The organism is Nocardia aurea, assembly GCF_003123685.1.
Classification (GTDB): Bacteria; Actinomycetota; Actinomycetes; order Mycobacteriales; family Mycobacteriaceae; genus Nocardia; species Nocardia aurea.
The window spans coordinates 34,525-49,010 of record NZ_QCYJ01000018.1 but is presented as its reverse complement, the minus strand read 5'-3'; the positions used below and the strand labels follow the sequence as shown (position 1 = coordinate 49,010).

At 67.7% G+C, this 14,486-nt stretch carries 18 protein-coding genes; 12 read left to right on the top strand and 6 right to left on the bottom strand.

What is annotated here, in order from left to right; all coding sequences use genetic code 11:
• Positions 1–3 precede the first annotated feature (3 nt).
• From DAT37_RS04455 to DAT37_RS43830, 5 genes are all read right to left on the bottom strand, one after another.
• Entirely contained in the window at positions 4–432 is a 429-nt protein-coding gene (locus DAT37_RS04455) for a nitroreductase family deazaflavin-dependent oxidoreductase (RefSeq protein ID WP_109523507.1), read from the bottom strand.
• Between the two features lie 118 nt (positions 433–550).
• Positions 551–1,132 (bottom strand): DUF4232 domain-containing protein, encoded by a 582-nt coding sequence (locus DAT37_RS04450; protein ID WP_109523400.1) that lies wholly within the window; start codon positions 1,130–1,132, stop codon positions 551–553.
• Positions 1,133–1,375: 243 nt separating this feature from the next.
• Positions 1,376–1,765, bottom strand: coding sequence for a beta-sandwich lipoprotein (locus DAT37_RS04445; RefSeq protein WP_109523506.1), 390 nt, complete (start codon positions 1,763–1,765; stop codon positions 1,376–1,378).
• Between the two features lie 896 nt (positions 1,766–2,661).
• A complete protein-coding gene (locus tag DAT37_RS04435) occupies positions 2,662–3,153 on the bottom strand; it encodes a DUF6892 domain-containing protein (protein ID WP_109523398.1) in 492 nt (163 codons plus the stop codon).
• Between the two features lie 138 nt (positions 3,154–3,291).
• The gene (locus tag DAT37_RS43830) at positions 3,292–3,723 is read right to left on the bottom strand and encodes a hypothetical protein (protein ID WP_157978273.1); all 432 of its coding nucleotides are present in this window, start codon (positions 3,721–3,723) and stop codon (positions 3,292–3,294) included.
• A 185-nt stretch (positions 3,724–3,908) separates the two neighbouring features.
• Here DAT37_RS43830 and DAT37_RS04425 point away from each other — a divergent pair, with 185 nt between their 5' ends.
• Complete coding sequence (locus tag DAT37_RS04425) at positions 3,909–4,124, top strand: hypothetical protein (protein WP_109523396.1); 216 nt, start codon at positions 3,909–3,911, stop codon at positions 4,122–4,124.
• Here the strand turns inward: DAT37_RS04425 and DAT37_RS04420 are convergent.
• A complete protein-coding gene (locus DAT37_RS04420) occupies positions 4,121–4,555 on the bottom strand; it encodes an aggregation-promoting factor C-terminal-like domain-containing protein (protein ID WP_109523395.1) in 435 nt (144 codons plus the stop codon). The two genes, DAT37_RS04425 and DAT37_RS04420, sit on opposite strands and share 4 nt — an antisense overlap.
• 233 nt (positions 4,556–4,788) lie before the next feature.
• Here DAT37_RS04420 and DAT37_RS04415 point away from each other — a divergent pair, with 233 nt between their 5' ends.
• The 11 genes from DAT37_RS04415 to DAT37_RS04365 all read left to right on the top strand — a co-directional run bounded on the left by DAT37_RS04415 (position 4,789) and on the right by DAT37_RS04365 (position 14,468).
• Positions 4,789–5,388, top strand: coding sequence for a sulfite oxidase-like oxidoreductase (locus tag DAT37_RS04415; protein ID WP_109523394.1), 600 nt, complete (start codon positions 4,789–4,791; stop codon positions 5,386–5,388).
• Positions 5,358–6,095 carry a ferredoxin reductase gene (locus tag DAT37_RS04410; protein WP_109523393.1) on the top strand — a complete coding sequence of 246 codons (738 nt, stop codon included), beginning with the start codon at positions 5,358–5,360 and terminating at the stop codon, positions 6,093–6,095. Before DAT37_RS04415 ends, DAT37_RS04410 begins: the two co-directional genes overlap by 31 nt.
• A gap of 2 nt (positions 6,096–6,097) precedes the next feature.
• Complete coding sequence (locus DAT37_RS04405; RefSeq protein ID WP_109523392.1) at positions 6,098–6,400, top strand: DUF6510 family protein; 303 nt, start codon at positions 6,098–6,100, stop codon at positions 6,398–6,400.
• Between the two features lie 119 nt (positions 6,401–6,519).
• Positions 6,520–7,017: a hypothetical protein gene (locus tag DAT37_RS43825; RefSeq protein WP_157978272.1), complete on the top strand. Its 498-nt coding sequence runs from the start codon at positions 6,520–6,522 to the stop codon at positions 7,015–7,017.
• Between the two features lie 163 nt (positions 7,018–7,180).
• Positions 7,181–7,726, top strand: coding sequence for an MSMEG_0572/Sll0783 family nitrogen starvation response protein (locus DAT37_RS04395; RefSeq protein WP_109523391.1), 546 nt, complete (start codon positions 7,181–7,183; stop codon positions 7,724–7,726).
• Positions 7,727–7,734: 8 nt separating this feature from the next.
• The gene (locus tag DAT37_RS04390; RefSeq protein ID WP_109523390.1) at positions 7,735–8,793 is read left to right on the top strand and encodes an MSMEG_0568 family radical SAM protein; all 1,059 of its coding nucleotides are present in this window, start codon (positions 7,735–7,737) and stop codon (positions 8,791–8,793) included.
• A 1-nt stretch (position 8,794) separates the two neighbouring features.
• Positions 8,795–10,264 carry an MSMEG_0567/sll0787 family protein gene (locus DAT37_RS04385; protein WP_109523389.1) on the top strand — a complete coding sequence of 490 codons (1,470 nt, stop codon included), beginning with the start codon at positions 8,795–8,797 and terminating at the stop codon, positions 10,262–10,264.
• Positions 10,261–11,199: a carbon-nitrogen hydrolase family protein gene (locus tag DAT37_RS04380; RefSeq protein ID WP_109523388.1), complete on the top strand. Its 939-nt coding sequence runs from the start codon at positions 10,261–10,263 to the stop codon at positions 11,197–11,199. Before DAT37_RS04385 ends, DAT37_RS04380 begins: the two co-directional genes overlap by 4 nt.
• Positions 11,199–12,470: an MSMEG_0569 family flavin-dependent oxidoreductase gene (locus DAT37_RS04375; RefSeq protein WP_109523387.1), complete on the top strand. Its 1,272-nt coding sequence runs from the start codon at positions 11,199–11,201 to the stop codon at positions 12,468–12,470. The genes DAT37_RS04380 and DAT37_RS04375 overlap by 1 nt, the downstream gene beginning before the upstream one ends.
• A 13-nt stretch (positions 12,471–12,483) precedes the next feature.
• Positions 12,484–13,344, top strand: a complete 861-nt coding sequence (locus tag DAT37_RS04370) for a carbon-nitrogen hydrolase family protein (protein ID WP_109523386.1) — start codon at positions 12,484–12,486, stop codon at positions 13,342–13,344.
• The gene (locus tag DAT37_RS04365) at positions 13,335–14,468 is read left to right on the top strand and encodes an MSMEG_0565 family glycosyltransferase (protein WP_109523385.1); all 1,134 of its coding nucleotides are present in this window, start codon (positions 13,335–13,337) and stop codon (positions 14,466–14,468) included. The genes DAT37_RS04370 and DAT37_RS04365 overlap by 10 nt, the downstream gene beginning before the upstream one ends.
• Positions 14,469–14,486: the final 18 nt, after the last annotated feature.

The window sequence follows — 14,486 nt, the reverse complement described above, 5'->3', positions numbered from 1 at the left end:
CCGTCAGGATCGGCGCAACGCCAGCACCGGGATCGTCCGCACACCCTTCGTCTTCTCCTCGTATTCGGCGAACCCCGGGTAGCGCCCGGCCTGCACCGCATAGATCCGATCGCGCTCCGCGCCGGTGACCTCGGTGACCGCGACCTCGAAGGTGTCGGTGCCGAGCTCGACCCGCGCCGCACCCGCGCTGGTGAGATTGTAGTACCAATCGGGGTTCGTCGGCGCGCCCGCCTTCGAGGCGAAGACGTAGAACACGCGGGGGTCCTGCTCGTCGGACAGATACATCATCGGCGTGATGCTGTCCTTCCCCGAGCGCCGACCCCGATGATGGACCAGCACCATCGGCGCGCCTTCGAACTGCCCTCCGACCTTGCCCTCGTTGGCCCGGAACTCGTCGATGATCGCCTTGTTCCAGTCGTCGTAGTCGCTCATGTGCTCATCCTGGTCGCTGAGGGCGGCGTCGGCGAGTCGCCGCGCGGGCTGTGCGGCTGCGACCGTGGTCTCGGGTGCCGTGACCAACGTATGCGGGCACCACGAGCGCGGTACTCGGCTAGCGTGACCAGGAGTACACCGGATACACGGCGTACTCACAGCCCTGGGCCGTGACCGAGACCTTCCGGGTATCGGTGGTATTCGGCGGCGTGGTGAGGAATTCGGTATAGGTGGGGCACGCGGCGCTCTGGCGGGCGATGACGGTCGTCTCGACCACCGCCTGCGCGCCGTGGTCACGGTCGAGCACCACCGTCGGTGGGGTGTCCTGGCCCTGCGGCAGCCCGCCGGACAGCGCACCGCGCGGTTTGCGGACGGCATCGACCTGCGGTCCGCCGGTGACCGCCGTGACACCGGGATAGCCGGTGAGACTGCATGCCCCGCTCGCACCCACCACCCAGTAGTTCAGTTTGAACCCCAGCGTCGTCCCCGCCGAGTTGGTGATCGGCTCGGCGTTGAAGTTCAACTGACCGTCAGCACACGCGGGCACCTGTCCTCGAGGCTGACCCTGCGGCGCGTCGGCCTGCGCCGACGTGGCCTGTGCCTGCGGTGACGCGGGCTCGCTCGTGCACCCGGTCAGCACCAGCGCCGCCGCGCCGAGCACCGAGAACACCCCGGCGGTGGTAGCGATTCGTTTCGTCATGAACAACCCCTCATGGTCGAGTCGGAACCGGAAGCGTTCCGCTCCCGTTCGACGTATCCATCCCCCCGTAGGGACGATCCCGTCGAGTCCGAATCGTCAGCCACCCCCACGCCCGTTAACGCCCTCGCGGACAACCCGTTCCGTGACGGCGCACCCGTCGCGTACCTCGTCGTCGCGGAGCGATGGTGGCGGGGATTATGTGTTCCACCCCGCCACCGCCGTGCGAGCGGACGCCGGTCGATATCAGGGGCGGTCCACGTCGGGCACGATGACCTCGGGCTTGAAGATCACCCGGTAGTGGTCGGTGCTGACGCTCGCGCCTTCGAGTTGCTCGGCGACGTAGGTCACGTTGTCGCTCAGGCCGAGGAAGTGCTTCTTGTACTCGTCGCCCTGGGTCTTGCACGTCACTTCGAGTTGGTTGCCCTGATGGTTGATCGAGCACCGGCCCTCGATGGTGAGCATGTAGCGGTCGGTGATTCCGTTGTAGAAGATGATGCGGCGGTTGATCTCGAACTGGTCGGCGGCCTTGGAAAGGTTCTTGGACGCCACTTCGGCGTCGCTGGAACAGCCCGCGACGGTGAGCGCGGCCAGACCCGCGACGGCGACGGTGAGGGCGGTGAGAATCTTCTTCATGCTGTGGTGCTCTTTCGTGGTGGTTGTCGGGCGCGCGGTTACCGCGACACCCGCGAATCCCGCCCGAGCGGGCGGGAAGTCGTACTCCGTGGGGGTTTTCGACGGGGTAGCGCGACACGTCGTCGGGCGTGGCGCCGAGGCCGGTAGTCGTCCGAGGCCCTCGATGCGGTCGAGGCGGAAGACGGCGAACGTGCGCCGCGATACCGCGCTCCCCACGGGCGCATCACCAGCACGTGGTCATGCGCGAATCCTCGAACCTGTTCGGCAGCCCGAGGTGTCGTGGTCGCACTCCCCGAGTCGACCACGACGTCGACAGCACCCGACCGAACTTCGCTGCCCCGCGCGCCTGCCGCGCGGCCCGTGTGCTCGGCTTATCGCCTGCGGATACTGCCGCGGCCGAACTCGTCGAATCGCTCTTCGGCGAACGTGTTTCGGTCCAGCGGTTTCATATCTTCGAACGGATCCGCGAATCGTCTTTTCAGACTGTGCATTTCGATTCCCTCCCCAGGGTCGGCGATACGAATTCGAACGTATGCCGATGTGTTCGATGGTAGAACTTCTGCTTCTCCAGCAGATGTCGTCGCGCTAACCGCAACCGATTCTTAATCAGCAAGCGGTCCCGAGCCGGATGCGGGTGAGCGAGTTGGGACACGGGCAGCGCCGGTGACTCCGCCGCGCGCGGGTCGGTGCGTTCGCGGATCGCGCAGGTACCGAACTCTTCGGTGACCGACTGCGGCCAGCGCATCAGGCCGCGGTAGTGGCGGCAGTTCACCTCGGGCTCGTAACCGGCAGCGGCCGTATCGTCTTCCCCTGGGCTGTGCCGAGGCGGTCGGTGGAGTTGGCGAGCGTGTGATAGAGCCAGTCGTGGGCTTGTCCCACCGTGACGCGTGGTGGGGTCAGTCGATCAATTCGATGCCCCGGGAACGCAGGAGGTCCTGGAGTTGGGGTGCAAGCCGATCCGCGCTGATCACGCGCTTCAAATTCGGAAGGAGGTGGAGATCGTCGAGACCGGCGATGTCGAACTGGTCGCCCTCGCCATCCCAGTCACCGTCGAACCCTCGGGCTCGCAGCGTGTCCTCGAGGGACCATAGCGCGAGCTTCGGGGCCTCTGTATACATGAGTTCCTCGATAACGGCCAGTTTGATGCCGAAGTCCACGAACCTGCTCACACGCTCAAAGTAGCGCTGATCAACGACCAAGGCTTGTCGGGGGATCCTCGAAACCTGTCGGGCGTCGGACGGCTCAGAGACGATCGACACCGCACAGCGCTCGATTTCGGACCTGTCTCCGACGACCGGGTGACGGCGACGCTGCGTGCGTACTTCGATCTCGATGCCGAAGCAGTCGAGGTCGAGAATCGGGCCGCAGAACTTCAACTCGGCGAGCAATGCCCAACCGACCGCTTCCGGCCCTCGCTCTCGCGATCCGCTCCGCACATCTTGCCTAGCAGGTCGCCGGGGGAGGGCGTGGGGCATCGCAGGCTCGATGCGACATGCATCTGCCCGCGAAAGTTATTCGGCCGCAGACTAATTCAGTGAGGCCAGCGCCACCAGGATAATCGGACCCAAGATGATCAGCGCGATGGGAAGCAGGAATTCGATGCGTTCATAGAGCGGCTTACCCGGCTCCATGGGGATGCGTGGGCCGCCGGGAATCGGCGGAGGCAACTCGGTGATCCTCGAGCGGGCAGTGATGTTGATCAGCATGGTGACGGGATTGATCACGGCGGACAGGAAGCCCCACCAGCCGATCCACATGCTCTCGACAGTCATCCTTCGGTAGGTCGCGAGACCGCAATCGCGGCAGAACGGGCCAGGCGACTTCAGGAACTGCATAAAGAAGATGAAACCGCGGTGCCCCCGAATATTCACCGACGCCGCGGGTGTCGAACCGCAGTAGGCGCAGTAGACGCCATTGGCCGTGGACGTGAAAATACCCGATGATTGTGGTGCCGACATGACGTGTTCCCCCGGTGCGATAGTGCGGCCGTCCCGAGCGTGATCCGTTGGGCGGCAGTGAGCAGGCTAACCGTGGCGCACTACGGAGTGCAACATCATCGCTTTCTGCTGCGCTCTGGGAGTTCGACGCGACACTTGGTTCAGGGAGAGTCGATGTGCGCATGGTCGCGATGACGGGCTGACCGTTGATCGGAACATCCGAGACATTCCACGGTGCGCCGACCCCGGCCGACCACGCGGACGGCGTACTGAGCCGTATGGAGGTCGGCCTGTTGCCGTGCCGTTGGCGCGGCGAGAAATTCGATATCGTGCTCGATGAGCCGGACCGAGCGCTCATCCGCAACACCGGGACGCAAGGCGACGTCATCCGCTGTATGCGGGGGATCACGATAGTCCTTTAATACCAGTGGTTCTGCTGCCAGAATTCCCAGGCGGCCTGGGGGCTGCCGTACCGGTCGACCATGTAGTCGTAGGTCCAGCGGATCTGGGTCAGGGGGTTGAAGCGCCAGTCCAGGCCGTGGGTGCGCATCTTGTCCGGGGGCAGGGCCTGGCCGATGCCGTAGGCGCCGCTGGTCGGGTTGGTGGCGAAGACGTCCCATCCGCTCTCGCGGGTGATGATGTTGTCGAAGGCGGGGAATTGGTGAAGGGGGACGATGGTCAGTGCCATCGCCTTGATACTTCCGCGCACGAGGGTGAGCGCGAGTCCGGCGACGGGGACTGCGGCGATGTTCTGATCGTCGGGGATGGCGGTGACCGGGCCCGCGGTGGCCGGGGTGGCAGTGATTCCCAGGGCGCACGCGGTGACGGCGATGGCGAGAACCAGACGCTTCATGGGCGAACAGCTCCTTTGCGAGGGGGTGTGCTCACAACCGAGCAAACCAGCAGTTATCCGAACCGTGATGTAGGTGACTCGGCGTGTCAGCGGGGGAAGGGAGATCCGGACAGTGTGTCCGGATCTCCGGTGGCCTCGGCAAACCGCGCGCGCTGGCCCGCCCGGCTCTAGGATGACGATCATGGCCGCGGGTAACCGCGGGCCGGTGTTTCCCGACCGGAAGGGATGAACAGATGAGTGTCTTCTCGCCTGGATTCCGAGGTCGTTCGCGCCCGGCGGGGCACCAGTTGCCGCCGGGGCAATACGAAACCGACGATTTTCCCGTGCTTTCGGCGGGGCCGACACCGCGCATCTCGCTCGACACGTGGACGTTCACCATCGTCGACGAGACCGGTGGGCGTCACAGCTGGAATTGGGCGGAATTCAACGCTCTGCCGCAGACCAGTCCGCACGTGGATATCCACTGCGTCACCCGATGGTCGAAATTCGACACCGACTGGGTCGGCGTCTCCCTGGACACGCTGCTGGAACCCGTCGAGACGCAGGCCGAATTCGCGCTCGCGGTGAGTTACGGGGGCTACACGACGAATGTGCCGCTAGAGGATCTCACCGACGGCAAGGCGTGGATCGTGCACCGCTTCGGCGGTCACGATCTCGCACCCGAACACGGCGGTCCGGCGCGGCTGCTCATTCCGCACCTGTATTTCTGGAAATCGGCCAAATGGGTGACCGAGCTGCGGCTGCTCGATGAGGACGAACCCGGTTTCTGGGAGAACGCGGGCTATCACGATTACGGAGATCCGTGGCGCGAGCAGCGGTATCAGGGCGATTGACCACCTGGCGGGCGGCCGAACTCGTCGCGGTACGAGCCGAGACGGACACGGCCCGCACCCTGACCCTGCGGGTCGAGCGGTGGCCGGGACATCTGCCCGGTCAGCACGTCGACGTGCGGCTGACCGCACCGGACGGATACCAGGCCGAGCGCAGCTATTCCATAGCGTCACCGGTCGACGGTGATCTGATCGACCTGACCGTCCAGCGGGTGCCCGACGGTGAGGTCTCCGGCTATCTGGTGGACGGCCTCGAGGTGGGGGAGCGGATCGAGATCAGGGGCCCGGTCGGCGGATGGTTCGTGTGGAATCCCGAACGTGATGGTCCGGCGCTGCTGGTCGCGGGCGGTTCGGGGATCGTGCCGATCATGTCGATGCTGCGGGCCCGCCGTCGCGCGGGCGTCGGCGTGCCGGTTCGGGTGATCTACGCGCTGCGCGATCCGGGACAGCTGTTCTACCGCGACGAACTCGCGGCGGACCCCGATCTGTTCCTGGCCTATTCGCGGACGGCTCCGCCCGGCGATCCGCGCCCACCCGGCCGACTGTCCGGCGCGGAACTGACCCGCCACGGTCTCACGCCCTCATCGGCACTCACCTGTTACGTCTGCGGACCCACTGGATTCGTCGAATCCGTCTCGGCCGCACTGGTTTCCATCGGGCACGAGCCCGCGCGCGTCAGAACCGAACGCTTCGGACCGAGTGGGAGATAGCCATGGGTGAACAATCGGCCCCGTTGCCGATCTACGCGGACGACAGCCACGTCGACGGAAACGCTCTGGCGGGTCCGCTCTCGGAGATCTTCGTCAGCGATGTCACGATCTGCGCGTGCCGCTGCGGCGTCTGCGGCGCGACCGCCCCGCTGGCGCGCGCCATGGTCTACCTGGGCGCGGGGGCGGTGGTGCGCTGCGCGTTCTGCTCGGCCATCGTGCTCCGGCTGACGACCACACCGCAGGGGCGCTGGCTCGATCTCGGCGAGGGCGCGTCGCTGTGCTTGCCCGCGCCCGAATCGCCCTGAGTCGGTCGAGCCGCGCCGATGGTGGCCACGTACCGCCAACGCGGCCGCGGCGGGCGCAGCAGCGAGCATGAACAGGTGATCCACGGCGGATTTCCGGCGGTGACCGAGGCTGCCGAGCCGTGACCGCCACGGCGGCCGCCGCCGCGCCTCGACCCCGGCACCGCGACCCGCCGCCGCCACCACCGCCGCCGCCACCGCCGCTGCTGCTGCCGCCGCTGCTGCTGCCGCCGCTGCTGCTGCTGCTGCTGCCGCCGCTGCTGCTGCTGCTGCTGCTGCTGCTGCTGCTGCTGCTGCCGCTGCTGCTGCTGCCGCTGCTGCTGCCGCTGCTGCCGCCGCTGCTGCTGCTGCCGGCACCGATGACGACAGCCGCCGCCGCGACAGCGGTGCCGAGCCTCGGCCACGATCGAGCGCGTTGTCGGTATCCGGCGACCGACCCGGCCGAGGCGACGTATTTCGCTCTTGTTTCGCACCACCGCCGCACTGTGCTGTCCGTGTTAACGCGCCGGTGTGAAATCGCTGGTCTCCGATTACCCGGAAGCGACTCGTGCGTGTTCAGGGTATTCCCCGGAACGCACCAGGTGCATCCAAAAATGTTGTGGGACAGTACTTTATGGTAAATAGATGCGCCCAATCGGCGGTGAGCGTCCGGTAATCCCCAATTCGTCCCGATGTGACCAAACGGCAATGTCCGGGGCGTGAACTCTATTCATCGGCTCGCACCACGAACAAGTGCAGCCGGTGTATCGCGTCACTCGCATCCGAAAACATCCAGGAGCTGTCATGGCCGCACCCACCACTTCGCCGGCGGAGATCGAGAAGCAGATCGAGGAGAACATCGCGAAGTCGCTCGCCGAGATCCCGCATCCGGCATTGCCGCAGGGCACCAATATCTACGGTTCGACGAAGATCTTCCCGGACTACCAGGCGGAGGCGGGCGAAACCTATTTCACCCTCGTGCACGGTATCGCGCACGAATCCTCGGTGAGTTTCGTCGCGATTTTGCAGGCCACCCGCGCTCTGCGCAAGGGTTTCGAGTCGGCGATCTACTTCTACGGTCCCGGCGCGATCAACTGCGTCGCGACGCGCGGTTTCCCGACCACCGGTGACAGCGGGTTCCCCGGTGAGCAGAACATCAATCAGGCGCTGGCGACCTTCATCAAGGAGGGCGGCAAGGTGTTCGCCTGCCGGTTCGGTCTGGCCCTGCACGGCGCGCGCGAAGAGGATCTGATCGAGGGTGTCATTCCCGCCCATCCGCTCGACGTCCAGGACGCGCTGATCCATTACGCGCGCAAGGGCGCGATCATCAACTCCACCTACCAGCTGTAGGCGCGATCATGGCCGACCTGTCAACGCGAGTCGATCTGGCGCTCCTCGGAATTCGCGTCGATGTTCCCGTGCGCCGCCGGTCCGGGGCGGGACCGAGTGACGACGGCCATGTCCTGATCGGGGGTGCGGGCGCCGCCATCCCCCTCCGTTCCGAGAGTCCGTACGAGATCAGGGCGAACCGGCTGTTGTTCGACGGCACCGATATCGGTGTCGAGGTCGAGCCGGTGCGCCGACCTCGTTTCTACGATCTGAGCACGGCCGACGGGGTGGCCTACGACAAGATCGCCAAATTGCACGGCGCAGATGTCCTCGCCACGACCGTCGTGCAGACCTGTATCCGCTACGGCGAGGATCAGCGCTGCCGTTTCTGCTCCATCGAGGCGTCGCTGCGGGCGGGTGACACCGTCGCGGTCAAACGACCCGATCAGCTCGCCGAGGTCGCGGCAGCCGCCGTTCGCCTCGACGGCGTCCGGCAGATGGTGATGACCACGGGCACGTCGGCGGCGGCCGACCGCGGCGCTCGCCATCTCGCCCGCTGCGTGCGCGCGGTCAAGGCCGCCGTGCCGGATCTGCCGATCCAGGTGCAGTGCGAGCCACCGGGGGATCTCGGCACGATCTCCGAATTACGCTCGGCCGGTGCCGATTCCATCGGCATCCACGTCGAGTCACTGGACGATCGGGTGCGCGCGCGGTGGATGCCGGGCAAGTCGACGGTGCCGCTGAGCGAGTATCGCGCAGCCTGGGCGGAGGCGGTGCGGGTTTTCGGCCGCAACCAGGTGTCGACCTATCTGCTGGTCGGGCTCGGCGAGGACCCGGACGAATTGGTCTCGGGCGCCGAGGAACTCATCGAGATGGGCGTGTATCCGTTCGTCGTGCCGTTCCGGCCGTTGGCGGGAACCCTCGCCGTCGACGTCGACCACGCGGTCGCGCCGCGGGCGGCGGTACTGGAGGACGTCAGCCGTCGGGTCGGCGCGGCACTGCGTCGCGCCGGAATGCTCGGCGCCGATCAGAAGGCGGGATGCGCGGCCTGCGGGGCGTGCAGCGTACTGCCGAACGCGGGAGGCTGACATGGGCGCCGATTTCGACCTGGGCACCGTCAGGGATGGGTGGACCGATCAATTCGCCACCGCGCCGACGCCATCGCTGGACTATTGCGTGCTGTCGGGGCATCGGGAACCGGCCGAACCTCCGTCCGGGTATCTGATCGCACCGGCCGACGACCGGCGGCTCGCGCAATACCGGGCCATGCGCCGGGAGAATTTCGTCGTCGAGCAGGGGCTTTTCGCCGGATCCGATTCCGATGACATCGACGACGATCCGCGCACCACGGTGCTCGTCGCCCTCACCCCGGACGGCGTACTGCTCGGCGGCGTGCGCCTGGCCCCGGCCACACCGGTCGATATCGGGTGGTGGACCGGAAGCAGGCTGGTGGTCGACTGTCGCCTGCGCACCAAGGGTGTCGGGCAGGCACTGGTCCGCGCCGCGTGCGCCTTCGCGGAGAACTCCCAGGTGTTGCGCTTCGAGGCGACGGTGCAGGCGCGGTACGAGCGGATGTTCGCCGGGCTCGGCTGGATCCGGTTGGGCGAGTGCGTGGTCGGGCAGACCGATCACGTGCGGATGCGCTGGCCGATCGACCGGGTCGAGCGTTTGGCCCACGCGACCAAGGGCATGCTCGCCGCCGCGCTCGCACCGCTGCGCGGAGACGCCATGGCCCTGGGCGGCAGTGGTTTTCGCGGTGACGACGGCGCTCCCGTACCCGGCAGCGATCTGGTGGCCGCCTGCGACGCGATCATCCCGTCCATGGTCGAACGCGATCCGGAATGGGCGGGCTGGTGCGCGGCGTTGGTCAATCTCAACGATCTCGCCGCGATGGGCGCGCGGCCGGTCGGCATGCTGGACGCGGTGGGCGCCCCGACCCGGTCGCTGCTGATCCGGGTGCTGCGCGGCCTCGGCCGGGCGAGCGAGATATGGGGTGTGCCGGTCCTCGGCGGACACACTCAACTCGGTGTGCCTGCGGCGCTGTCGGTCACCGCGCTCGGTCGCACCGCGCATCCGGTGCCGGGCGGTGGCGGGCGGATCGGCGACGACGTGCGGCTCACCGCGGATCTCGGCGGCAGGTGGCGCGCGGGATACACGGGCCGACAATGGGATTCGTCCTCGCATCGCACCGGCGCGGAATTGCGCCGACTCGGCGATTTCGTCGCCCGGACGCGTCCACACGCGGCCAAGGACGTCAGCATGGCCGGGCTCGCCGGTACCGCGGGAATGCTCGCCGAGGCGAGCGGGGTCGGCGTCGAACTCGACGTGTCGCGTATCCCGCGACCATCGGAAACCACTGTCGCGGAATGGATCACCTGCTTTCCCGGTTTCGCGATGATCACCGCCGACCGGCCGGGCGCGCCGATCGCCCCGGCCGGACCGGCCACCTCCGCGGTGTGCGGAGTCCTCACATCGACACCGGGGGTCACCTTGCGCTGGCCCGACGGAACGACCACGGTCGCGGTGCCAGACGCCGTCACCGGATTGGGAGAATCATGAGCGAGCACACGATATCGGTGGCTGCCGCCGAATTCGGCCGCGATATGGACGCCTGCTATCGCACCATCGAGGCGCTGATGACACAGGCGCGCGAACGCGGCAGCAGTCTGCTGGTCCTGCCCGAGGCATGTCTGGGCGGTTACCTGCCCAGTCTGGGCGGCGGCGGGGAGAGCGAGGAGGCCAAACAGCGCAGGCTGAGCAGTCTGCCGCCCGCCCTCGAACTCGATGGTCCCGAACTGCGCCGGATCATCGCCATGGCGGGCGATCTCGTCGTCACCCTCGGTTTCTGCGAGGCCGACGGCACGGCCAGGTACAACGCGGCGGTCACCCTGCACGGCGACGGCATCCTCGGCTCCTACCGCAAGGTGCACCAGCCACTCGGCGAGAATCTCTGCTATTCGGCGGGATCGGAATACCGGGCCTTCGACACTCCGGTCGGTCGGCTCGGCATGCAGATCTGCTACGACAAGGCCTTCCCCGAGGCCGCGCGCAGCCTCGCGCTCGACGGCGCGCGGATCATCACCTCCCTGTCGGCCTGGCCGACGGCGCGCACCGCCACCGTCGAACGGCTCGAGGACGACCGATGGAAACAGCGCTTCGATATCTACGACCGCGCCCGCGCGGTGGAGAACCAGGTCGTGTGGGTGGCGTCGAATCAGGCGGGTTCCTTCGGCTCGCTGCGTTTCGTGTGCAGTGCGAAAGTCGTCGGACCCGGTGGTGAGGTGCTCGCCGACACCGGTGTCGTCCCGGGGCTCGCCACCGCGACGGTCGACGTCGACGCCGCGCTGGAACAGGCGCGCGGAGGCGGGATGTACAACCTGCGCGACCGGCGGCCCGAGCTCTACCACCGGGTCGTGCAGCGGCACGGGGTCGTCGGCAGGCCCGACAGTCCGGAGGCCGAACTCGTCGCGTCGGCGAATACGGGCGGCCAGTGATGAGCGACGACTCGAAGGCGGCCGGGGCCGTGGAACATCGGGAGGTCGTCGTCATCGGCGGCGGTCAGGCCGGGCTGTCCATGAGCTGGCATCTGACCGCCCGGGGCATCGACCACGTCGTCCTCGAACGCGACACCCTCGCGCACGAATGGCGTGACAGCCGCTGGGACAATTTCACCCTCGTCACCCCGAACTGGCAGTGCGTCCTGCCCGGATATCCCTACAGCGGAACGGATCCGGACGGATTCATGTCCCGCGCCGAGGTCTACGACTGGGTGCGCGCCTACGCCGACACGTTCGGCCCGCCGGTACGCGAACGCGTCGAGGTCGTCTCGGTCACGCAGTCCCACGGTGGCGGATTCGACCTGGAGACCACCGCGGGTCCGCTGCGCGCGGATCAGGTGGTGGTCGCGGTCGGCGGCTATCACGTGCCGACGATTCCGCGATTCGCGGAGAAACTGCCGCACGGCATCGAACAGCTGCACTCGGCCGAATATCGCAACGCGGACGCACTACCCGACGGTGGCGTCCTGGTCGTCGGAACCGGCCAATCCGGGGCGCAGATCGCCGAGGACCTGCACCTGGAGGGGCGCGCGGTGCATCTGGCCACGGGTGACGCGCCCCGGGTCGCCCGGTTCTACCGCGGCCGCGACTGTGTGGCGTGGCTCCAGGACATGGGCCATTACGACATTCCCATCCAGCAGCAGCCGGGCGGGCTCGGCAAACGCGAGAACACCAACCACTACGTCACCGGCCGCGGCGGCGGTCGCGATATCGATCTGCGCCGATTCGCCACCGAGGGAATGTCGCTCTACGGCCGGATGGTCGACATCGTCGACGGCACAGCGGTATTCGAGCCCACCCTGACGCGCTCGCTCGACGCCGCCGACGCGGTCGCGGAGAGCATCAAGGATTCCATCGACGTCCACATCGCCCGTCTGGGTATCGACGCGCCCGTCGAAGCCAGGTACCGACCGGTGTGGCGACCCGAACGCGAGATCACCGAACTGGACCTGCGCGCGGCGGATATCGCGACCGTCATCTGGTCGGTGGGATTCCGCACCGACTACCGATGGTTGCGCGTCGGCGTCTTCGACGGCGCGGGCCATCCCTGTCACCACCGCGGCGTCACCGATATAGCCGGACTGTATTTCCTGGGGCTGCCGTGGCTGCACACCTGGGGTTCGGGCCGCTTCGCCGCTATCGCGCGCGACGCCGAACACCTCGGCGAGCGGATCGCGGCGAGCGCCAGGGAAAAAGCCGCGGCCTGAGACCGGAGCCGAGATGCCCCTCACCCGAATAGCCGCCGTCGCCGGGCATTTCGGCGCCGATATCGGTCGCGCGCTCGACAAGCTCGCCGGAATCATCGAACGGCTCGGCGCGGACGGCGTCGACCTGCTGGTCCTGCCCGACGCGACCCTGGGCGGCTACCTCGGCGACCTGAGCAATCCCGATCCGGCGCACTGGCCGGAGGCGATCGACCCCGACGGTTCCGAGATCGGGATGCTGTGCCGAATGGCCGGGGCGATGACGGTCTGCGTCGGATACGCGGAGCGGGCGGGGCCGCGGCGCTACAACGCGGCGGTCTGCCTCACCGGCGACGGCGTACTCGGCCGTCACCGCAAGGTGCACCAGCCGGCGGGGGAACATCTGGCCTACGCGGCGGGCGACCGATTCGCGGCGTTCGACACCCCGGTCGGGCGGCTCGGCATGCTGATCGACTACGACAAGACCTTCCCCGAATCGGCGCGCACGCTCGCCCTGGACGGCGCGCGCACCATCGCGGCGCTCTCGGCGTGGCCCGCCAGTGTCACCGATCGCGCCTCGCGCATGCCCAACGACCGGCAGGCGCGGCTGTTCGACCTCTACGACCAGGCGCGCGCCGCCGAGAACCAGGTGGTGCTCGCCTCGTCCAACCAGACCGGAATCACCGGCAGACTGCGCTTTCTCGGTCAGGCCAAGGTGGTCGGTCCCGGCGGCGACATCCTCGCCAAGACCTGGTCGAAAGGCGGTCTGGCCGTGGCGGATATCGATATCGACGCCGAGGTGGACCGGGCGAGACGGGTACTGCGGCACCTGGACGAGCGCCGCACCGACACCTATCGCAATCTGTTGCGAGACAAGGGCGGGCGACCATGCGAATAGCGTTGCTGACCTATTCCACCAAACCGCGCGGCGGCGTGGTGCACACCCTCAACCTCGCCGAGGCGCTGGCGCGGGCGGGCGCCGAGGTGACCGTGTGGACGCTGGGCCGGGGCGGCGACGCCGCCTTCTTCCGCGCCGTCGATCCGGCCGTGCGGGTCGTGGTCGTGCCGTTCACCGCCTCCGACACCGAAACCGTCGGCGCGCGGATCCTGCGCTCCATCGACACCCTGCGGGCCATGTTCACCCCGGACGGTTACGACATCGTGCACGCGCAGGACTGCATCAGCGCCAATGCCGTCGGTGACTGCGTCCGCACCATCCACCACCTCGACGATTTCACCACCCCCGAACTCGCGCGCTGTCACGAACGCGCGATCCGCGATCCCTACGCGCGCGTCTGCGTGTCGGCGGCCGTCGCCGCCGAGGTGCGGGAACGGTACGGATTCACGCCGACCGTCATCCCGAACGGTGTCGAATACGATCGATTCGCGCGGGCCGCCGAACCGCGCGCGGCCCCGGACCGGCGTCGGTGGCGGGATCGGCTCGGCCGGTACGTGCTCGCGGTCGGCGGCATCGAGCCGCGCAAGGGCAGTATCGATCTGCTCGAAGCCTTCGCGATACTCGGCGAACCGGGAGTGCGCCTGGTATTCGCCGGGGGCGAGACACTGTTCGACTACCGCGAGTACCGCGCGCGATTCGACGCGCGCGCCGAGGAACTCGGCATCGACGTGACGGTTCTGGGGCCGGTCGCCAACGACGAACTCCCCGCACTCGTCGCCGCCGCGACGGCACTGCCGTTCTTCTCCGTCAAGGAAGGTTTCGGACTGGCCGCGATGGAGGCGCTGGCCGCCGGGATTCCGGTGGTCGCCCGTGATCTGCCGGTGCTGCGCGAGGTGTTCTCGGACGCGGTCACCTACGCGACGACACCGCGCGAGCTGGCGGAGCGACTGCGGCACACGCTGCGGTCCGACGCCGCGCGCCGTGAGCGCGGACGTGTCATCGCGCGTGGCTTCGACTGGGACAGCGCGGCCGCCGCGCACCTGCGTTTCTACGCCGGGGTCGCCGAGTCGGATCCCCGGCGAGGACGGGCGGAAGCGTCGACGCCGATGGTGCGTCCTGGTTAGCCAGGAGTACGCTCATTC